Origin of the sequence: Micrococcus terreus, from assembly GCF_900116905.1 — a bacterium.
Lineage (GTDB): Bacteria > Actinomycetota > Actinomycetes > Actinomycetales > Micrococcaceae > Citricoccus > Citricoccus terreus.
The window spans coordinates 1-18,405 of the sequence record NZ_FPCG01000001.1; the positions used below are offsets into that span (position 1 = coordinate 1).

At 69.0% G+C, this 18,405-nt stretch carries 22 protein-coding genes; 10 read left to right on the plus strand and 12 right to left on the minus strand.

Annotated elements, in window-relative coordinates; translation table 11 throughout:
- A partial coding sequence (locus BM355_RS00005; protein ID WP_091692595.1) for a potassium channel family protein occupies window positions 1–497 on the minus strand: 497 nt, incomplete at its 3' end.
- Window positions 490–2,043, minus strand: a complete 1,554-nt coding sequence (locus BM355_RS00010; protein ID WP_245760488.1) for a TrkH family potassium uptake protein — start codon at window positions 2,041–2,043, stop codon at window positions 490–492. The genes BM355_RS00010 and BM355_RS00005, both read right to left, overlap by 8 nt.
- A gap of 185 nt (window positions 2,044–2,228) precedes the next feature.
- Between BM355_RS00010 and BM355_RS00015 the strand changes: the two genes are divergently transcribed.
- The 4 genes from BM355_RS00015 (at window position 2,229) to BM355_RS00030 (ending at window position 4,708) form a co-directional block, all read left to right on the plus strand.
- Entirely contained in the window at window positions 2,229–3,440 is a 1,212-nt protein-coding gene (locus BM355_RS00015) for an acetoin utilization protein AcuC (protein WP_091692600.1), read from the plus strand.
- 147 nt (window positions 3,441–3,587) lie between these two features.
- Window positions 3,588–3,686 (plus strand): 30S ribosomal protein bS22, encoded by a 99-nt coding sequence (locus tag BM355_RS00020; RefSeq protein WP_003792170.1) that lies wholly within the window; start codon window positions 3,588–3,590, stop codon window positions 3,684–3,686.
- Window positions 3,687–3,785: 99 nt separating this feature from the next.
- Window positions 3,786–4,088 carry a glutaredoxin family protein gene (locus BM355_RS00025; protein WP_091692603.1) on the plus strand — a complete coding sequence of 101 codons (303 nt, stop codon included), beginning with the start codon at window positions 3,786–3,788 and terminating at the stop codon, window positions 4,086–4,088.
- Window positions 4,085–4,708: a redox-sensing transcriptional repressor Rex gene (locus BM355_RS00030; protein WP_245760489.1), complete on the plus strand. Its 624-nt coding sequence runs from the start codon at window positions 4,085–4,087 to the stop codon at window positions 4,706–4,708. The genes BM355_RS00025 and BM355_RS00030 overlap by 4 nt, the downstream gene beginning before the upstream one ends.
- A 52-nt stretch (window positions 4,709–4,760) precedes the next feature.
- Here the strand turns inward: BM355_RS00030 and BM355_RS00035 are convergent, their stop codons facing one another.
- A complete protein-coding gene (locus BM355_RS00035; RefSeq protein WP_091692606.1) occupies window positions 4,761–5,594 on the minus strand; it encodes a DUF6264 family protein in 834 nt (277 codons plus the stop codon).
- Window positions 5,595–5,702: 108 nt separating this feature from the next.
- Between BM355_RS00035 and BM355_RS00040 the strand changes: the two genes are divergently transcribed.
- The 5 genes from BM355_RS00040 (at window position 5,703) to ccsB (ending at window position 10,713) form a co-directional block, all read left to right on the plus strand.
- Window positions 5,703–6,383, plus strand: coding sequence for a histidine phosphatase family protein (locus tag BM355_RS00040; protein WP_091692609.1), 681 nt, complete (start codon window positions 5,703–5,705; stop codon window positions 6,381–6,383).
- A gap of 80 nt (window positions 6,384–6,463) precedes the next feature.
- On the plus strand, window positions 6,464–7,072 hold the full coding sequence (locus BM355_RS00045; RefSeq protein WP_091692611.1) for a TlpA family protein disulfide reductase: 609 nt from the start codon (window positions 6,464–6,466) through the stop codon (window positions 7,070–7,072).
- A 7-nt stretch (window positions 7,073–7,079) separates the two neighbouring features.
- On the plus strand, window positions 7,080–7,853 hold the full coding sequence (locus BM355_RS00050; protein WP_091692613.1) for a cytochrome c biogenesis CcdA family protein: 774 nt from the start codon (window positions 7,080–7,082) through the stop codon (window positions 7,851–7,853).
- A 122-nt stretch (window positions 7,854–7,975) separates the two neighbouring features.
- Complete coding sequence (gene resB, locus BM355_RS00055; protein WP_091693723.1) at window positions 7,976–9,598, plus strand: cytochrome c biogenesis protein ResB; 1,623 nt, start codon at window positions 7,976–7,978, stop codon at window positions 9,596–9,598.
- 2 nt (window positions 9,599–9,600) lie between these two features.
- A complete protein-coding gene (gene ccsB, locus BM355_RS00060) occupies window positions 9,601–10,713 on the plus strand; it encodes a c-type cytochrome biogenesis protein CcsB (RefSeq protein ID WP_091692615.1) in 1,113 nt (370 codons plus the stop codon).
- A gap of 223 nt (window positions 10,714–10,936) precedes the next feature.
- Here ccsB and BM355_RS00065 read toward each other — a convergent pair whose 3' ends face one another.
- The gene (locus tag BM355_RS00065) at window positions 10,937–11,482 is read right to left on the minus strand and encodes a hypothetical protein (protein WP_091692617.1); all 546 of its coding nucleotides are present in this window, start codon (window positions 11,480–11,482) and stop codon (window positions 10,937–10,939) included.
- A 305-nt stretch (window positions 11,483–11,787) separates the two neighbouring features.
- A complete protein-coding gene (locus tag BM355_RS00070; RefSeq protein WP_091692619.1) occupies window positions 11,788–12,219 on the minus strand; it encodes a PLDc N-terminal domain-containing protein in 432 nt (143 codons plus the stop codon).
- Window positions 12,220–12,394: 175 nt separating this feature from the next.
- On the opposite strand from BM355_RS00070, the gene BM355_RS00075 reads away from it, so the two are divergent.
- Window positions 12,395–12,730, plus strand: a complete 336-nt coding sequence (locus BM355_RS00075) for a DUF4229 domain-containing protein (RefSeq protein ID WP_091692622.1) — start codon at window positions 12,395–12,397, stop codon at window positions 12,728–12,730.
- Here the strand turns inward: BM355_RS00075 and BM355_RS00080 are convergent.
- The 7 genes from BM355_RS00080 to BM355_RS00110 form a co-directional block, all read right to left on the minus strand.
- A complete protein-coding gene (locus tag BM355_RS00080; protein WP_091692625.1) occupies window positions 12,698–13,567 on the minus strand; it encodes a 1,4-dihydroxy-2-naphthoate polyprenyltransferase in 870 nt (289 codons plus the stop codon). The genes BM355_RS00075 and BM355_RS00080 overlap by 33 nt on opposite strands.
- A gap of 152 nt (window positions 13,568–13,719) precedes the next feature.
- Window positions 13,720–14,631 carry a siderophore-interacting protein gene (locus BM355_RS00085; RefSeq protein ID WP_091693726.1) on the minus strand — a complete coding sequence of 304 codons (912 nt, stop codon included), beginning with the start codon at window positions 14,629–14,631 and terminating at the stop codon, window positions 13,720–13,722.
- A 70-nt stretch (window positions 14,632–14,701) separates the two neighbouring features.
- Window positions 14,702–15,895 (minus strand): AMP-binding protein, encoded by a 1,194-nt coding sequence (locus BM355_RS00090; protein WP_091692627.1) that lies wholly within the window; start codon window positions 15,893–15,895, stop codon window positions 14,702–14,704.
- Complete coding sequence (locus BM355_RS00095; RefSeq protein WP_091692629.1) at window positions 15,892–16,317, minus strand: type II toxin-antitoxin system VapC family toxin; 426 nt, start codon at window positions 16,315–16,317, stop codon at window positions 15,892–15,894. The genes BM355_RS00090 and BM355_RS00095 overlap by 4 nt, the downstream gene beginning before the upstream one ends.
- Complete coding sequence (locus BM355_RS00100) at window positions 16,314–16,550, minus strand: type II toxin-antitoxin system Phd/YefM family antitoxin (RefSeq protein WP_091692631.1); 237 nt, start codon at window positions 16,548–16,550, stop codon at window positions 16,314–16,316. Before BM355_RS00100 ends, BM355_RS00095 begins: the two co-directional genes overlap by 4 nt.
- Before the next feature lie 74 nt (window positions 16,551–16,624).
- Complete coding sequence (locus BM355_RS00105) at window positions 16,625–17,335, minus strand: DUF6994 family protein (protein ID WP_091692633.1); 711 nt, start codon at window positions 17,333–17,335, stop codon at window positions 16,625–16,627.
- A gap of 28 nt (window positions 17,336–17,363) precedes the next feature.
- Window positions 17,364–18,359 (minus strand): 1,4-dihydroxy-2-naphthoyl-CoA synthase, encoded by a 996-nt coding sequence (locus BM355_RS00110; protein WP_091692635.1) that lies wholly within the window; start codon window positions 18,357–18,359, stop codon window positions 17,364–17,366.
- Window positions 18,360–18,405: the final 46 nt, after the last annotated feature.

Here is an 18,405-nt window from a genome sequence, read left to right on the forward strand (position 1 = left end):
CCCACGGTCTCGGTGGGCGGGTACATCTTCACGATCGCGAAGTCGTCGTCGAACTCGATGAAGTCCAGCATCCGCCCGCCCACCAGGTGGGCCGCGCGCACACCGGCATCGTGCTCGGGGAAGATGATGTGGTTGGCCCCGATCCGCCGCAGGATCTTGCCGTGCGCGGGGGTGATCGCCTTGACCCAGATGTGCCCGATCCCCAGGTCAACCAGGTTCACGGTGATCAGCACCGATGACTCGATCGAGGTGCCCACGCCCACCACCGCAGTGGAGAACTCCTGCGCGCCCAGCTGGCGTAGCGCCTCCACATTGGTGGCATCGGCCTCCACCACGTGCGTCAGGGTCCCGGCGAAGCGCTGCACCAGGGCAGGATCGCGCTCGATCGCCATCACCTCACGGCCCTGGTCGACCAGCTGCTCGGCCACAGCCGAGCCGAAGCGGCCCAGGCCGATCACCAGGACGGGGGCATGGGGGTCCGGACGGTTCTCAGCCAATGATCGGCCTCTCCTCGGGGTACCGGTACAGGTTGCGGCGCTGACGCAGCGCCAGGGCGGACGCGAAGGTGATCGTACCAACGCGCCCGGCGAACATCAGCGCGGCCAGGACATACTTTCCCGACGGCGGCAGCTCACTGGAGAGTCCCGTGGACAGTCCGGAGGTGCCGAAAGCCGAGATCGCCTCGAACAGTGGGCGCTGCAGGGACTCGCCGCTGATGGCGACCAGGGCCATGGTGGCCACCAGCACCAAGGTGGCGGCCAGGGCCAGCACGGAGATGGCCACGCGCATGGCCTCCGGGGCGATGGTCCGACCGTGCGCGGTCACGTCCTTGTCACCCCGGGCCTCGGCCACGATCGCCAGGAACATCACCGCCAGGGTGGTGACCTTGATCCCGCCCGCAGTGGAGGCCGAGCCGCCGCCCACGAACATCAGGGCGTCCATCAGCAGCAGCGTCTCCGGGAACTGGTGGTTGATCGTGTAGACGTCGAAGCCGCCGGAGCGGGTCATCACCGAGGCGAACAGGGAGAACTGGATGCGCTCGCCCAGCTCGAACTGGCCTAGGGTGCGCGGATTGGACCATTCGAACACCGCCACCAGCAGGGCGCCGATGACCAGCAGGGCCAGGGTCATCTCCACCGTGAGCTTGGTGTGCAGGTTCCACCGGTGGTAGTTCCACCGGTACTTGTGCAGCACCATCACCACGGGGAAGCCCAGGGCACCCACGAACACGCCGATCATCAGCGCCCAGACGATGAACGGGTCGTGGATGTAGGGCAGCAGCCCGTCCGGGTGGATGGTGAACCCGGCGTTGTTGAACGCGGAGATCGAGTAGAACACCCCGTTCCAGACGCCCTCCCAGAAGCCGTCGGTGTGTTCGATGAACCGGGGGACCAGCACCAGGGCGAGGATGCCCTCCAGGGTGAACGTGGTGGCCAGCACCACGCGCAGCAGCGTGCCCACCTCGCCCAGCTGCCCGGTGGTCATGCCCTCCTGGGTGACCAGCTTGGAGCGCACCCCCAGCCGGCGTGAGACCGCCAGGGTCAGCAGGGCCGCCATGGACAGGATGCCCAGGCCGCCCAGCTGGATGGCCAGCAGGATCACCAGCTGGCCCAGGAAGCTCCAGTGCTCGGCGGTGTTCACCGGGGTCAACCCGGTCACCGACACTGCGGACGTCGCCACGAACAGGGAGTCGTGCAGCGGGGTGACCTCACCGGAACGGGACATCACCGGCAGGGAGAGCAGGGCGGTGAAGAAGGCGACCACCAGCATGAACACCAGCAGCGCCGTGCGGGAGGGGGAGGCGCCGGCGAACCGCGAAATCGCCGCGGTCACCCGGCGGTAGGTCCCCCGGATGCCGCTGGGGCCGTCGTGCCCGTGGATCCTGGCCCGAGCGTTCGGTGACCTCCAGGTCATCGGGTCTCCGGCCGGCGTCGGGATCCTGCGTGCGCTGCGCAGCGAGCCGGGCCGGCGCGTGCGTCCCCTGCCGAACAGGCCTGCGGCCGGGCCGCGGCGCGGACCGGGTGAGCTGGACTGCCGGGGCATGGGACCTCTCAGGGCGGGGCGAACCGGCTGCGGGAGCCGGGGGATGGGTTCATCCTGCATCATCCTGCACCCGGGAAGCGTTCACCGCCACCGGCAGGACACAGACCAGTGCGAATCCCGTCTGAGTCGAGACGAGGCCGAGTCACGCTGTGCCCCACGTGACCGGGGGGAATAGGCTGTAGGTGATGAGCAGCACACGAGACGACCAGGTCCCCACCGCGGTGATGTGGGATGAGGTCCTGCTGAGCTACAAGTTCAGCGAGGCCCACCCCATGGCCCCGGTGCGCCTGGAGCTGACCCACGCCCTGGCCGAGCAGCTGGATGTCTTCGAGGCCCAGAACATCCAGCTGGTCACGCCCCCCGAGGCCACCGACGAGCAGCTCCAGCTCGTCCACAGCCCCGAGTTCATCCAGGCCGTGCGCTCCTGCAGCTGCGGGGACGGCACCGACCGTCAGGACCTGGGGCTGGGCACCGAGGACAACCCCGTGTTCGAAGGGCTGCACGCCGCCGCCGCGCGGATCGCCGGAGGGTCCATGCGGGCCGCCGAGATGATCTGGTCCGGAGAGGTCCAGCACGCCGTGAACTTCGCCGGCGGCATGCACCACGCCCACCGGGACTCGGCCAGCGGGTTCTGCATCTACAACGACTGCGCCCTGGCCATCCAGCGTCTGCTGGACCTGGGCGCCGAGCGGGTGGCCTACGTGGACCTGGACGCCCACCACGGGGACGGCGTGGAATCGATCTTCTGGGACGATCCCCGCGTGCTGACCATCTCGGTCCACGAGACAGGCATCTCGCTGTTCCCCGGCACCGGGTTCGCCAACAACGCCGGCGGACAGGACGCCCTGGGCACTGCCGTGAACGTGGCACTGCCGCCGGGCACCGGGGACTCCGGGTTCCTGCGCTCGGTCCACGCCGTGGTGCCCCAGCTGCTGCAGGCCTTCGACCCCCAGGCCCTGGTCACCCAGCACGGCTGCGACGGCCACCGGGACGACCCCCTGACCAACCTGATGATGTCCGTGGACGGCCAGCGTCAGCTGGTCCTGGATGCGGCCGACTGGGCCCGGGACTTCGCTCAGGACCGGTGGCTGGCCACGGGCGGTGGCGGCTACAGCCCGTTCACCGTGGTTCCGCGCACCTGGACCCACCTGATCGGCGCGGCTGCCGGCCACCCCATTCCCTCGGGCACCGCCCTTCCGGCGACCTGGCGGGAGCAGGCGGCCACACGGGGCGGACTCGAGCTGGACGAGATGCCCACCACCATGGGGGACAGTGCGGATGTGTGGTGGCGTTCCTGGGAGGTCGGCTACGACCCCTCGGACGCGGTGGACCAGACCATCATGGCCACCCGCAAGGAGATCTTCCCGTACCACGGCCTGGACCCCTGGTTCGACTGATGCGCGTGCCCGTCCTGGGCCCCGGCACCGCCGCCGGTTCGCACGCACTGCCTGCCGCCAGGTAGTCTGGAGGGCGACGTTCTCACGTTAGACACAGGAGGCACGCATCGCCGTGGCCTCCGCCGAGCAATCGATTGAGGTGTCCCTATGGGATCAGTGATCAAGAAGCGCCGCAAGCGCATGGCCAAGAAGAAGCACCGCAAGCTGCTTCGCAAGACCCGTCACCAGCGCCGCAACAAGAAGTGATGCGCGCCCGGCGGTCCACGGACCGTCGGTGACAGCACAGGCCGCTCCCACGCTGTGGGGGCGGCTTTCGTGTTCCTGGGGAGCTCTACAGTGGTGAGCATGGCGAGCACACAGATTCCCGACGACGGCCCCGCACCTTCCACAGGCCGGGCCACCTGGCCGGATGTGGCGGTCCTGGTCAAGGAGGGGTGCCACCTGTGCGAGGACGCGGTGGCCGTGGTGGAGCAGGTCTGCACCCGGGTGGGAGTGCCCTGGCGGGTGGTGGACGGGGCGGATGAGCCGCAGCTGCTGGAGCGGCATGCCGAGGAGGTCCCGGTGCTGTTCGTGGACGGAGTGCAGCGGGACTTCTGGCGGATCGACCCGGACCGGCTGGAACGGCTGTTGACCGGATCCCGCCCGTGACCCCACTGCCCCAGGCCGCCGTGGCGCGGATGCCGGTCTATCTGCGGGTGCTCTCCCAGCTCGCCGCCGCCGGTGCATCGCGCGTCTCTTCGGCCCAGCTGGCCGACTCCTCTGGGGTCAGTGCTGATGTGCTGCGCCGTGACCTGTCCGGGCTGGGCCACCTCGGACAGCGTGGGGTGGGCTACCCGGTGGAGGTGCTGCGGCAGGCGATCAGCCAGGCGCTGGGACTGAACCAGGACCAGTCCGTGGTGCTGGTGGGTGCCGGCCACCTGGGGACGGCGCTGGCCGGGTACACCGGCTTCGCCGAACGCGGACTGCGGATCTGCGCTGTGGTGGACGCCGACCCCGCGCTGGCCGGGACCGCGTGCGGTCCGCTGAGCGTGCAGCCCTTGGACGATCTGACCACCGTGGTGGAGGACAGCGGTGCGCGGCTGGCCATCCTGGCGGTTCCGGCCGCCGCCGCCCAGAAGGTGGCCGACCTGCTCGTGCGGGCCGGGGTCCAGGGGATCCTGAACTTCGCCGCCGTGGAGGTCAGCGTGCCGCCCGGCGTCTCGGTCCGGGCCGTGGACCTCTCCGCCGAGCTGCAGCTGCTGGCCTTCCGCAACGGAACGGCTGGCTGACCCAGATCGCGGGTCAGCCGGCCGTGGATGTGCTCGGTGCTGGAGGGTGGTGTCAGCGTCGGATGCCGCTGGCCTTCTCCCAGGCCCGGGCGCGCATGTATTCGCTGGACGGGCGCAGGTAGGCGAAGACGATGCCCACGATCCCCGGGACCACGTAGAGGAACCCGAGTCCGAAGATCGAGAACACGGAGATCGCCGCGAAGATGGTCCCGAAGATCCGGGCCACGTTCGAGCCGTTGCGGATGCCCCGGGCGATCAGGACGTAGACGCCCACCAGGATCAACGTCATCACGATCGTGGTGGTCTGCACCAGGGGCAACAGCTCCTGGACGCTGATCGGCATGCCGGCATCGGAGAACTGCTGCTCCAGCAGGTCCATCTGCTGCTGGGACATGCCCAGGTTCGGCAGGAAGGCCGAGATCAGGTTGATGATCCCGAAGATCGCACCGGCGGCCAGGATCAGCCAGTAGGAGCGGTCGATGGTCTGCGGCCGCTGGACCGGTCCGGCGGGGGCACCGGGCTGGAAGCCGCCGAACTGCTGCCCGTAGCCGGGCTGGCCGTACTGCGGGTGTGGCTGACCGTAGGGCTGTCCATACCCCTGCTGCGGCTGCTGCCCATAGGGCTGTCCGTAACCCTGCTGTGGAGGCGCTCCGTAGGGGCTCGGCGCCTGCTGGCTGGGCTGGCCCGGCTGGCCGTACTGCGGGGGAGCGTACTGCCCGTACTGAGGCTGGCCCTGCGGCTGTCCTGAGGGAGCAGACGGATCGCGGTTCGGGGCGTACTGGCCGTAGCGCGGCTGAGCGGGCTGGTCGGACCCCGTGTTCGGGTCCTGCTCGCCATACGGATTCTGGCCGTAGGGCCGCTGGGGGTCGCGGGGCTGATCGGTCATGGTGCCCTCCTGGGATGTTCGTCAGTCATCTGATGTCTGATGCTCGAGCTCAACGCTAGCGGTCCCGGGCCGTCCTGGCGGTGAGCTCAGTTCTGCCAGACTGGAGGAATGACCACTTCCTCCACCACTGCCACCGTCCACCTCGTCCGCCACGGAGAGGTGCACAATCCGGATCGAGTGCTCTACGGCCGCCTCAACGGCTTCGGGCTCTCTGAGCTGGGGCAGCGGATGGCCGAGGACCTGGCGGACTGGTTCGCCGGGCGAGCCCGCGCGGCGGGACGGACACCGGTGGTCCTTTCCGCTTCCCCGCTGCAGCGTGCGCAGGAGACCGCAGAGCCCATCAGCCGCGCGTTGGGACTGACCATCGACACCGACGCCCGCGTCCTGGAGGCCGAGAACCACTTCGAAGGCCTCTCGGACGTCAAGGCCGAGCTGAAGAACCCCAAGCACTGGCCGTTCATGGTCAACCCCTTCCGGCCCTCCTGGGGTGAGCCGTACCAGGACCAGGTCAAGCGCATGGCCGCCGCCGTGCATGATCTGCGGGACCGTGCCCTCGCCGCAGGAGGCCCCGGTTCAGAGGCCATCGTGGTCTCGCACCAGCTGCCGATCTGGGTCACCCGGCTCTCTGCCGAGGACCGTCCGCTCTGGCACGATCCCCGCCAGCGTCAGTGCAGCCTGACCTCGGTGACCTCGCTGCATTTCGAGCGGGGTCAGGACCGCCCTCGCATCGAGTATCAGGAGCCGAACAAGGCCCTGCTCAAGGACGCCCTGAACCTGCCCGGAGCCTGAGCGCTGATCCGTTCCGCCTCGTTCTTCTACGGACTGTAGAATCCATCGAAGCCCTGTCCTCGTCGGAAGTGTCTCCCTGCATGTCTGCTCCCACCCCGTCCCGCCGCCATGTCCTGGCCGGACTGGCCGGCGTCGCCGCCCTGCCGCTCCTGGTCGCGTGCAGCTCGGATGACCCGTTGGCGCAGCAGGCCGGCAACGCCGACGGCAAGAACTACATCGCCGGGGACGGCTCGGTGCTGGAGATCGCCCAGGGCGAGCGCGGTGAGTCGGTGCAGTTCAGCTCCACGCTGTTCTCCGGGGAGGAGATCACGGCCGAGCAGATGCAGGGCGAGCCCGTGGTGATGAACTTCTGGTACGCCGCCTGCGCCCCGTGCCGCGTGGAGGCACCGGATCTGCAGGCACTGCACGAGGAGTTCGAGTCCGACGGCGTCCAGTTCCTGGGCGTGAACGTCCGGGACACCGTGGCCACCGCAGAGGCCTTCGAGCGCAACTTCGGCATCACCTACCCCTCGGTGGAGGACCTCAACGGCCAGGTGCTGCTGTCCATGACGGACTACGTGCCGCCTCAGGCCGTGCCCACCACGATCGTGCTGGACCGTCAGGGCCGGGTCTCCGCGCGCATCCTGGGCATCGCCGAGCGAGGCACCCTGCGCAGCCTGATCACCACGGTGCTGGACGAGCAGGCCTGAGCCCTCCATGCCCCTGCTGCTGAGCGCCGCCAACAACCCCTTCGCCGAGGCCGTCACCGACGGCTCTCTGCTGTTGGCCGTGCCCATTGCCGCCCTGGCGGGGCTCGTCTCCTTCCTCTCGCCCTGTGTCCTGCCCCTGGTGCCCGGGTACCTGGGCTACGTGACCGGCCTGACCGGAGCCGATCTGCAGGACCAGAAGCGTGGCCGCATGCTGGCCGGCGTGGCCCTGTTCATCCTCGGCTTCGCCGTGGTCTTCGTGCTGATCGGCATCGTCTTCTCTCAGGTCACCATCTGGCTCCAACGCGATGGTGAGTGGCTCACTCGGCTGCTGGGCGTCGTCGTGATGGTGCTGGGTGTGGTGTTCATGGGCGGACTGGACGCCTTCCAGCGCGAGCGGCGCATCCACTCCCGCGCTCCTGCCGGACTGTGGGGCGCACCCGTGCTGGGCATGACCTTCGGCCTGGGCTGGGCGCCGTGCATCGGCCCCACCATGGCCGCCGTGCTGGCCATGTCCACCGCCGGCTCGCAGTCCCCGGTCAAGGGTGCGCTGCTGGCCTTCGTCTACTGCCTGGGACTGGGCATCCCGTTCCTGCTGATCGCCCTGGGGATCCGCCGCGGCATGGGTGCCCTGGCGTTCTTCCGCAAGCACCGGCTGGCCATCATGCGCTTCGGCGGGGGACTGCTGATCGTGCTGGGCCTGCTGATGGTCACCGGCGTGTGGAACACCTGGGTGATCGAGCTGCAGACCTGGTTCGCCAATGAAGTGAGGCTGCCGATTTGAGCCACACCGAGACTCCTGAGGAGCCCGTGAAGCAGCCGACGACTCCGCCGACTCCCGCCTCGACGCCAGCCAAGAACCGCGCGCGTCAGGACGTGGCCCAGCCGGATCTGGGCTTCTGGGGCATGCTGCGCTTCGCCTGGACTCAGCTGACCAGCATGCGCACCGCCCTGATGCTTCTGCTGCTGCTTGCCGTGGCCGCCGTGCCCGGATCCCTGTTCCCGCAGCGCCCGGCCGGCCCGCAGATCGTGGAGGACTATCTCCGGGACAATCCCACGCTGGGCCCCATCCTGGACAGCCTGCAACTGTTCGACGTCTACTCCTCGGTCTGGTTCTCGGCCATCTACCTGTTGCTGTTCATCTCGCTGATCGGCTGTGTGCTGCCCCGCGCCATCCAGCACGCCAAGGTGTTGCGCTCAGCTCCGCCACGCACCCCGCGCCGCCTGTCCCGGCTCCCGGAGAGCGGCCAGGTGGCACTGGAGTCGGACGGGCCCGCCCCCGCAGAGGCGGTGGAGCAGGCCGCCCGCTGGCTGAAGAAGCGCGGGTACCGCACCGAGGTCCGGCAGGAGGCCGACGGCGGTGCCTCCGTGGGCGCCGAGCGCGGCTACCTGCGCGAGATCGGCAACATCGTCTTCCACCTCTCTCTGGTGGGCGTGCTGGCGTTCATGGCCGCCGGGTCCTTCCTGACCTACCGCGGCCAGAAGATCCTGGTGGAGGGCGAGGGCTTCGCCAACACCCTGGTCGCCTATGACGCCTTCACCCCCGGCAGCGCCTTCAGCGAGGACCGGTTGACCCCGTTCTCCATGACGCTGACCGGCTTCGAGGCCGTCTTCGACCGTGAGTCCGAGACCCACTACGGCCAGCCCCTGGACTTCACCGCCACCCTGGATGTGCGGCGCGGTCCGGGCGAGCCCGTGGAGTCCACCGAGCTGAAGGTCAACCACCCCCTGGACATCAACGGGGCCCGGGTCTACCTGGTCGGCAACGGCTACGCCCCGGAGGTGACCGTGCGGGACGGCAACGGGGACATCGCCTTCCAGGGTCCGGTGATCGGACGCGTGCAGGACCAGGTGTACACCTCCCTGATGGTCATCAAGGCCCCGGACGCGCAGCCGGACCAGCTGGGCTTCGTCGGCTTCTTCGTGCCCACCGCGTACACCGGGGAGGACGGGGTGGCCGTCTCGATCGACCCCGAGCTCTACAACCCCGAGCTGAACCTGAACTCGTACTACGGCGACCTCGGGCTGGACGAGGGCACCCCGCAGAACGTCTACGTCCTGGACACTGAGAGCCTCACCGAGCTGAACTCGCGCACCCTGGACGCCGGCGGCATCACCCTGACGCCCGGGGAGTCCTACGAGCTGCCCGAGGGGAAGGGGTCCATCTCCTTCGACGGCGTCAAGCGCTACGTCGGCCTGGACATCCACCACGACCCCACCAAATGGGCCGTCGGCTTCTTCGCCATCACCTCCATGCTCGGCCTGGGCGTGAGCCTGTTCGTGCGCCGCCGCCGGGTATGGGTTCGTGGCGCCACCGGGCCGGACGGGCGCACACTGGTGGAGTACGGACTGCTCGCCCGCGGCGAGGAGTTCGGCCTGCGCGAGGAGAACCTGGCCCTGCGCCGTCAGATGGAGAAGATGTGGCCGGTGCAGGCACCGGACCAGATTCCCGACGACGGCCCCTCGCCGCGCGCGTCCACCGCACCTTCCGCCCGCACCTCTTCTGATTCCACAGATCGACCGGAGTGACCATGCAGAGCATCAACCTGGAACTGGCCGGCTACAGCGACCTGTTCATGCTGATCGCGGCGTTCATCTACGCCGCCGCGTTCATCCTGTTCACGCTGGATGTCTCCACCTCCTCCAAGACCATCCGCACGCTGGAGGCCGACCTGGCCCGCCAGCACACCGGAGCCCAGGCGAGTGCGCGCTCCGGTGCGCGAGACCGGGAACTGGTGGGGGCCGGCGTCGGGACCTCCGGGGTGGATGCACCGCGCACCGGGACCGCTGCCGCCACCGCTGAGGACGCCGCGCTGACCGCCCGTGCGGACGATGAGCTCGTGGACGACGACATGGACTACACCGGGTCCGTGAAGCGGCCGCTGGCCAATGTGGGCGTGGCGCTGACCGTGATCGCCACGGCCGTGCACGCCTTCGCGGTGATCGCGCGCGGGGTGGCCGCCCACCGTGTCCCGTGGGGCAACATGTACGAGTTCTGCACCACCGGCGCCCTGCTGGTCTCGGTGGTGTTCCTGCTGTTCCTGCTGCGCAAGGACCTGCGGTTCCTGGGGACCTTCGTGACCGGCCTGGTGGTCATCATGATGTGCGCCGCGACTATGGGCTTCCCCACGCCGGTGGCGCACCTGCAGCCGGCCCTGCAGTCGCCGTGGATCATCATCCACGTGTCCATCGCCGTGCTGGCCTCCGCACTGTTCACCCTGACCTTCGCCATGAGCGTGCTCCAGCTGCTGCAGCACCGCCGCGAGGCCGCCGTGAAGGCCGGCACCGCCTCCGGCCGCTCCTCGGCGTTCCTGCGCATGGTGCCCTCCGCGCTGAGCCTGGAGAACTGGTCCTACCGCATCAACGCCATCTCGTTCGTGATGTGGACGTTCACCGTGATCGCCGGCGCCATCTGGGCCGAGGCCGCCTGGGGTCGGTACTGGGGCTGGGACACCAAGGAGGTCTGGTCCTTCGTGATCTGGGTGGTCTACGCCGGCTACCTGCACGCCCGCGCCACCCGCGGCTGGACCGGGGACCGCGCCGCCTGGCTGTCGATCATCGGCTACCTGTGTGTGATCTTCAACTTCGCCGTGGTCAACACCCTGTTCCCCGGCCTGCACTCCTACGCCGGCATCCCCGAGTGATCTGAGGGGCGGGGCTGGGGGCGTCGCCACAACCGTCACCACAACGTGAGGCTGGGAATCACCGGTCCTGCTCCGGCCGGACCCCCGATTCCCAGCCTCACGTTCGTCGACGATCGCCGAAGCCCGTTCTGGGGAATCCGCCCGTGGTCGGACCCCCGCCCGCACCCGTTCCCCCGCCCCCGCGCGTTCCCGGGTCAGCAGTTCCGGGCGCACGGCGTCCGGACTAGGGACTGCTGCCCTCGGAACCGGTGCCGCTGGGCTCGGGGAACGGCTTGGGCCGGCCGTTGGTGAACTGGGAGCGGTCGTCGTGGGGGTACAGCGGATCGTTGGATCCGTGCATGGGGTCATATTCGGAGCGGGTCATGGTGTGCCCCTCTGGCATGCCCAGGCAGCTGGTGGTGACCTCAAGCCTGATCCGCGGGCGGCCAGCTGTGGTCCGGTAGGTCAGGTTCAGGCCCATGTCATCTTTGACTGCCTGATAGACGCGACCATCGTTGGCACTGGAAACCTGTTGAGTGCTCCATCCTGTGTCCTCGGCATGCCCCTGGACCGCGGCAGCTATGCCGTTGGCCTCCTGCTGATCACCGTTCGACCGGCCCGCCACTGCAGACCAACGGGTGCTGCGGGATGCCTCCTCTGGAACGGGCGATCCAGAGGAGGTCACTTCCGAGAGCTGCCCCACTGCATCCCAGCCAGCCGCTCGGACCAGACCGGGCATGATCTGCTCCACCCGTTCACCCTGCTGGGCCGACAAGGTCTCTGCGTCCACCTCTGATGTGTTCCTGCACCCTCCCAGGGCCAATGCTGTGACCATGAGCAATGCTGATGTGGTCCATCGTGTCTTGATCGTGCGTGAACTCGTGCCCATGCGCTCAGCGTTCCAGATTCGGCACGGGCACGGTCTCCGGCTTGCCTGGACCGTACGCCGGGTTCATCCGAAGGGGCTCTTCGACCCAGGGGCCGCCCCCAGAGTTGTGAGGAACTGGTTCGACGTACAGGGAGGCCTCGCCGGCGGGGTCCACTCTGCCCGGAGGGCATGGAGACGTCGATGAGGAGAACTCCCCAGGTCACCCGTCAGCTGCGCGGGGGCGTGGTCCCGGTCCCGGGTCCGGAGCTCGGCGCATCCGGGTCCTCGGGCAGGTTCGGGTCCTTCGGCGCGGACCTCTGCTCGCGGGCCCTCAGCTCGGCCTCGCGGCGGTCCAGCTCTGCCTGGCGGGCCTGCTGGCGGCGCTGGACGTCCAGCTGGCGCAGGAAGGCCTCGTCGTCATCCGGGGAGGACACGCGCGGGGCCGGTCCGCGTCCGGCGGCCGCAGACTTGGCCTTGTGGGCGCGCCCCAGGAACAGCCACAGCAGTGCCCCGACCACCGGGACCAGCAGCACCACCAGGACCCAGGCGGCCTTGGGCATGGCACGGACCTGGTGCTTGGGGGTCATCAGGCACTCCACCAGGGAGTAGATGATCACGCCGGCGGCGACGATGGCCAGGGGGATGAGGAAGCGGGGCATGCCCTCCAGTCTACGGAGCCGCGGCCTACCCGCAGTCAGCGGTGCGCGGATTCAGCGCACAGGGAAGCCAGTGGACCCCGCCTCCCCGGCCGGGCACTGGCCGAGTCGAGCCGAGACTGTGCGGTGAGGGTCCGTCGTCGGGAAAGCTGTCAGGGAGTCTCGGTAGACTTGCCGGGTGAATCTCTTGAAGTACGCCCTCATCCGCCTGGCCGTGTTCTTCGTGGTCTGGGCTGCGTGCATCCTCCTGGGGACGGGGTGGGTGATCGCCACGGTGATCGCCGCGCTGGTGGCGCTGGCCACCGGGTACCTGTTCTTCAACCGCCTGCGCCTGGCCGCCGGTCAGGACCTGGCCAACGCCTGGGAGGGGCGCCCGGGGCAGCGGGGCCGTCAGGAGCAGGCCGACGCGGACGTGGAGGACGCCTACACGCATGGCCGGTACTTCGACCCGGCTCAGGGCCGTCAGGCCGACGGCCGGGCCTCAGACCAGCAGACCCACCGCGAACAGCACTGAGTACACCAGCCCCAGGATCCCCGTCAGCTTCAGCACCGGGATCAGGTCCCGCCGCTCGGTGGAGCGCAGCATGGTGAGCGCAGGCTTGACGGCCAGCGCGCCGGCCAGCAGGACCAGCGCCAGCCACGGGTGCTCGCCCACGAACAGCAGCGGCAGCAGGACGGCCACGGCCACCATCACCAGGTAGGACCAGCGCGCGGCGGTGTCGCCCAGGCGCACGGCCAGGGTGTGCTTGCCGACCTCACGGTCCGTGGGGATGTCCCGGACGTTGTTGGCCATCAGCAGGGCGGTGGAGATCAGCCCGCAGCCGATGGCCCCGGCCCACGCCTCGCCGCTGACGGTGAGCGCCTGCGTGTACGTGGTGCCGAGGACGGCCACCAGCCCGAAGAAGATGAACACGAAGACCTCGCCCAGGCCCAGGTACCCGTAGGGCTTCTTCCCGCCGGTGTAGAACCAGGCGGCAGCCACCGCCAGGATCCCGACGACGATCAGCCACCAGGTGCCCGGCCACACCACCAGTGCCAGTCCAGCCAGGATGGCCACCCCGAAGCAGGCGAACGCCGCGCGCTTGACGTGGGCGGCGGGGGCGGCACCGGATCCGGTCAGGCGCAGGGGACCGACACGGACGTCGTCGGTGCCGCGGATCCCGTCCGAGTAGTCGTTGGCGTAGTTCACGCCGATCTGCAGGGCCAGGGAGACCACCAGCGCCAGCAGGGCCCGGCCCAGGTGGAACCCGCCGAGTTCAGCGGCGGCCGCCGAACCCACGATCACCGGCGCGATGGCCAGGGGCAGGGTGCGGAGCCGGGCTCCTTCGATCCACTGGGCGGGCGTGGCCATGGGCAGGAAGTCCTTCCTCAGGGGGTGTCACGACGATGCAGGACAAGGGTGCCGGCGCCTGGGCGGCGGGACCGGACAGTCCATTGTCGCCCATGGGCAGGGCCGGGACAGAACCGTGGTGGTCCTGGGGAGAGGGGGAGCGGAGCCGGGCGTCAGGCCTTCGCCGCTGCGGGAGGCTGCTGGTCCGGGAAGATCATCCCGATCGGCTCGCGCTTCTCCGCCTGGAACGTCTCCTCGGCGCGGCCGTAGGCCCAGTACGCCGAGAGGGACATCTGCCGACGGTCCACGCCGCGGACATCGCTGAGGTACCGGCGCAGGTCCTTGATCATCTCCCGCTCGCCGTGGGCGAAGACCTGCACACTGCCCTCGCGCCACTCCAGCTCCATCACGGCGTGGGCCAGTCCGGTGGACTCCGGGGTGAACATCTGTCCGCGGTGCAGCCAGCGGATCTCGATCCCCTCCGGGGCGGTCAGCTCCAGCTCGTCCTCGGGGCCGGGGACCTCGATCAGTGCGGTGCCCTGGGCGTCGTCCGGCATGGCCTCGAGCGCCGCGGCGATGGCGGGCACGGCGGACTCGTCCCCGGCGATCAGATGCCAGTCTGCGTCCGGGTCCGGCGCGTAGTTGCCGCCGGGGCCGGAGAAGACCACGGTGTCCCCGGGCTGGGCGTTGGCCGCCCACGGTCCGGCCAGCCCGTCGTCACCGTGCACCACGAAGTCCACGGTCAGGGTCTGTGCCTGGTGGTCCACCGAGCGGACGGTGTAGGTGCGGCGGACCGGCATCTTCTCCATCGGGAGGCGTTCGCGCAGCGCGTCCAGGTCATACGGGGGCGTCAGGCCGAGCGCGGGGTCGGCGAAGAGCAGCTTGATGTACTTGTCCGTGGCGTCCTTGTCCTGGTACTGCGCGAACCCGGGTCCACCCAGGGTCAGCCGGACCAGATGCGGGGTCAGACGGAGACTCTCCACCACCTCCAGCACCACCTGCGGACGCGGCGGGCGCGGGGGACGACCCCCGGCCTGGGCGGGTGCGGCGGGCTGTGCAGGGGAGGGCTGGGGCGAAGAAGTCATGATGGACAGCACGTTACGTCATGCATTGCTGATGTAAAGCCGAGTGTCCTGCGCGGTCGTACTAAGCCGGTCAGTGCTGGTCGGCGAATCGGGCGATCAGCGCCTGGCGGTCGGTCTTGCCGTTGGCCAGCAGGGGCAGCTCCTCCAGGGTCAGCCAGGTCTTCGGGACGGCCGCCGGACCGAGCTCGGCGCGAATGGCCTCAGCCGCACCGCGTTCGTCCCACTCACCGGAGCCCAGCGCGACCGCCGCGCAGACGCGGTGGCCCCAGTCGTCGTCGGGAAGGCCTGCGGCGAAGGCCGCGCGCACCCCGGGCATCTGCTCGAGCACCTGCTGGATGCGGGCGCCGGAGACCTTGATGCCCCCGGTGTTGATGACGTCGTCCACCCGGCCGGTGACGGTGAGCAGCTGGGTGCCGTCCTCGCGGTTCGTGACGGTGCCGGTGTCCTCGGTGAGGTACCAGCGGGCGGTGGGATCAGCGGGTGTGCCGGTCCCGAAGTGCGTGGCCGTGCGCTCAGGGTCGGCGAGGTACCCGGCGGCGACCATGGGTCCGGACAGACGCAGCCGAGGCGTGCCGGACTCCGGGTCCGGCACCAGGTCCGCGTGAACGCCGTCCAGGGGGACGCCGTCATAGACGCAGCCGCCGCAGGTCTCGCTCATCCCGTAGGTCAGGTGCAGGGGCAGGTTCGCCTCGGCCGCGCGCTCGCGGATGGTGTCCGGCGTGCGGGCGCCGCCGATCAGGATGGCATCGAACCGGCGCAGGGCCTCGACTCCGAGGGTCCCTGCGGCGGGATCGAGTAGGCGTGCGAGCTGGGTGGGGACCAGGGAGACGGCCTGGAAACCGGTGCCAGGCACCTGCTGGGCGGCCTCGGCGAACCGCTCTGGGGTGAAGGTGCCGGGCGGCAGGAGCGTGGGGGTGGTGCCGGCGTGGATGGAGCGTGAGAGCACGGCGAGCCCGGCCACATAGTGCAGGCTCAGCGCGAGCAGCCAGTGGCCCTCGCCGCCCAGCCGCGCAGCCGTGGCGGTGGACGAGGCGGCCAGGGCTTCGGCTGTCAGCAGGGTCTGCTTAGGGGTTCCGGTGGAGCCGGAGGTCCTCACGACGGCGGCCACTCCAAGTGTGCTGCCAGCGGCGGTCTCGCGGGCCTCCGGGCGGGTGACGGTGCGCCCGTCCTCGGTGAACTCGACCGGCGGACCGGAGCCGTCCAGGGCGGCGGCGAGTGAGGTCCGGGCAGTGAGGAGCGCGGTGGGGGTGAGGTAGGAGGTCATGTCTTGTCAAGGGGGGAGTAGGTGACTACTCGCACGTCCAGGCCCTCGATGCCCGTGAAGTCGTCCGGATTCGCAGTGTAGACCGGGAGTCCACGCGACATGGCCGTGGCGGCGATCATGGCGTCGTAGGCGCGGGCAGTGGTCTTCCGGCCCTGGGCACGCAGGGACGATGACACGGCGCCGAAGGATCGAGCGGCAGCAGCGTCAAAGGGGATCGGCTCGAAGTCAGCTTCGGCCTGCTGGAGATGAGCCTGTCTGACGGTGCGATCTCTGTCCGTTCGAGCAACGAGAGGCCCGACAGACAGCTCCGCCAGGGTGACCGCGGTGATGAGGGGCTCGGCAGGAAGCGAACTCGGGTCCAGCGCAGCCAGGTCGATGACGGCGGAGGTGTCGAGGACACCTTGATCAGCAGGACGATTCACAGGGATGAATCCATGAGGTCGTCGAGATCAGCGCGGAGATCCGCAGAACTCATCCGTGGAAGGGCCCGTCGGCGAGAGATCAGGTCTTCGGCGCGAAGTGCTTTGCGGGGCAACGGGACGACACTGGCCACCGCCTCACCGTCACGCGTAACGGTGAGGGACTCGCCATGCTCCACCCGTCGAAGGACCTCTGCACCGCGGTTGCGCAGGTCACGAACGCTCACGGTCTTCATGGAGGAAATGTATCACCGGTGATACACCGTCGCCAGTGCTGATGGACAAGGGGCGAGAGCGCCCCGCGTTGACGTCAGATCCCGCACCTCAGGTGTGCTTCCGTCCACGAGCGGATCCGGCGATTGCGGGCGGCGACGAAAGTCATCGATGCTGCCCTGTACTCCAGGTAGTGCGCTGTCGTCGCTGGGAGGGGACTCTGGTCGAATCCCTCGAACGGCAGATGGAAGCGAACTGAGCCATGGTCGTCGACCAAGTCCTGAAGCAGGAAGAACTCCACGTACGTCTCGAAGTCCTCAAGGAGAGAGAAATAATCGGAGTAGCGGTGGAGGACCTCACCCAACGGGTTTGCCTCGTTCACATAGAAACGACGAATGCACTCCAGCGTCAGGTCGAACCGGTCGCGAATGCGGGGATGCATTCCACGTGCACCGTTGACGGTGGGCTTCCGGTTGATCGTGTTCCCGGGGAACACCAGGTAGGACCCGATCGTGCAGTTCAGGGTGTAGAACGACTCGAGTGCGCCGAGGGGAACGGATGCGAGAACGGATCTCATGCTGGTGATGGACGAGAGAGAATGCGAGATGGCGTCGCTGCTCAGCCAGAACTCTCCCGCATGCGAACGGTGATGCAGGTAGGTTCCCGGGGTGTCGGTGCTGAGCGTGAAGTGGTGACCCGAGGGAAGAGACTTGCTCCAGAGGAGCTGATGGTAGCGACGCAGAGTCGGGCTGTGGACATCGGGATCTCTGCCACCCGCATCTGATCTGACGTCGAAGTCGACGTCCACTGACTCCGAGGCCGGCCAGGCGACTGGCTCAGAAGTAGTACGGGAAGCTGGACCAGTCCGGATCACGCTTGCCCAGGAAGGCGTCGCGGCCCTCGACGGCCTCATCCGTCATGTAAGCCATGCGCGTGGCCTCTCCGGCGAAGACCTGCTGACCTGCCATGCCGTCGTCGGGAAGATTGAAGGCGAACTTCAGCATGCGGATGGCCTGCGGGGACTGCCGGTTGATGTCCGCTGCGTACTCCAAGGCGACCTCCTCGAGGCGCTCGTGGTCCACCGCCTCGTTCACGGCTCCCATGCGGACCATGTCCTCGGCGGAGTGCTCGCGGGCCAGGAAGAAGATCGCGCGGGCGTTCTTCTGTCCGACCTGGCGGGCCAACAGCGCGGAACCGTAGCCGGCGTCGAAGGATCCCACGGTGGCGTCGGTCTGCTTGAACCTGCCGTGCTCGCGCGAGGCGATGGTCAGGTCCGAGACCACGTGCAGGGAGTGACCGCCACCGGCAGCCCAGCCGTTCACCACCGCGATGATGGGCTTGGGCGTGGTGCGCATCAGGCGCTGGACCTCGAGGATGTGCAGACGTCCTGCGCGGGCCGGGTCGATGGACTCCGAGGTCTCACCGTCCGCATAGCGGTAGCCGTCACGCCCGCGGATGCGCTGGTCCCCGCCGGAGCAGAACGAGTGGCCGCCGTCCTTGGGGGAGGGGCCGTTGCCGGTGAGCAGGATGCATCCCACGTCCGGGGTCATCCGGGCATGGTCCAGGGCGCGGTACAGCTCATCCACGGTGCCGGGACGGAAGGCATTGCGCACCTCGGGGCGATCGAAGGCGATCCGCACCGTCCCCAGGTCCTTCACCACGGCTCCGCCAGCGTCGCGCTCGACCTGACGGTGGTAGGTGATGTCCTCGAAGTCGAAGCCCTCGACCACGCGCCAGCGCTGGGGGTCGAAGATGTCAGACACCTTCTTCGGCAGCTCCGAGAAGCGGGAATTGGCGGGCTGGGACGCGGGGGAGGAGTTCTGTGCGGTCACCTGGCCGAGTCTAGTGGGGTGGGCGGACGGGGTGATGGGGTGGGGT

What these genes read in the sequence shown, in the direction of transcription:
- BM355_RS00025 (WP_091692603.1), top strand. Translation starts at nt 3,786, where the DNA reads ATGGCGAGCACACAGATTCCCGACGACGGCCCCGCACCTTCCACAGGC.
- BM355_RS00100 (WP_091692631.1), bottom strand. Translation starts at nt 16,550, where the DNA reads ATGAAGACCGTGAGCGTTCGTGACCTGCGCAACCGCGGTGCAGAGGTC.
- BM355_RS00035 (WP_091692606.1), bottom strand. Translation starts at nt 5,594, where the DNA reads ATGACCGATCAGCCCCGCGACCCCCAGCGGCCCTACGGCCAGAATCCG.
- BM355_RS00010 (WP_245760488.1), bottom strand. Translation starts at nt 2,043, where the DNA reads ATGCCCCGGCAGTCCAGCTCACCCGGTCCGCGCCGCGGCCCGGCCGCA.
- BM355_RS00090 (WP_091692627.1), bottom strand. Translation starts at nt 15,895, where the DNA reads ATGACCTCCTACCTCACCCCCACCGCGCTCCTCACTGCCCGGACCTCA.
- BM355_RS00015 (WP_091692600.1), top strand. Translation starts at nt 2,229, where the DNA reads ATGAGCAGCACACGAGACGACCAGGTCCCCACCGCGGTGATGTGGGAT.
- BM355_RS00085 (WP_091693726.1), bottom strand. Translation starts at nt 14,631, where the DNA reads ATGACTTCTTCGCCCCAGCCCTCCCCTGCACAGCCCGCCGCACCCGCC.
- BM355_RS00020 (WP_003792170.1), top strand. Translation starts at nt 3,588, where the DNA reads ATGGGATCAGTGATCAAGAAGCGCCGCAAGCGCATGGCCAAGAAGAAG.
- BM355_RS00040 (WP_091692609.1), top strand. Translation starts at nt 5,703, where the DNA reads ATGACCACTTCCTCCACCACTGCCACCGTCCACCTCGTCCGCCACGGA.
- BM355_RS00050 (WP_091692613.1), top strand. Translation starts at nt 7,080, where the DNA reads ATGCCCCTGCTGCTGAGCGCCGCCAACAACCCCTTCGCCGAGGCCGTC.
- resB (WP_091693723.1), top strand. Translation starts at nt 7,976, where the DNA reads ATGCTGCGCTTCGCCTGGACTCAGCTGACCAGCATGCGCACCGCCCTG.
- BM355_RS00080 (WP_091692625.1), bottom strand. Translation starts at nt 13,567, where the DNA reads ATGGCCACGCCCGCCCAGTGGATCGAAGGAGCCCGGCTCCGCACCCTG.
- ccsB (WP_091692615.1), top strand. Translation starts at nt 9,601, where the DNA reads ATGCAGAGCATCAACCTGGAACTGGCCGGCTACAGCGACCTGTTCATG.
- BM355_RS00045 (WP_091692611.1), top strand. Translation starts at nt 6,464, where the DNA reads ATGTCTGCTCCCACCCCGTCCCGCCGCCATGTCCTGGCCGGACTGGCC.
- BM355_RS00070 (WP_091692619.1), bottom strand. Translation starts at nt 12,219, where the DNA reads ATGCCCCGCTTCCTCATCCCCCTGGCCATCGTCGCCGCCGGCGTGATC.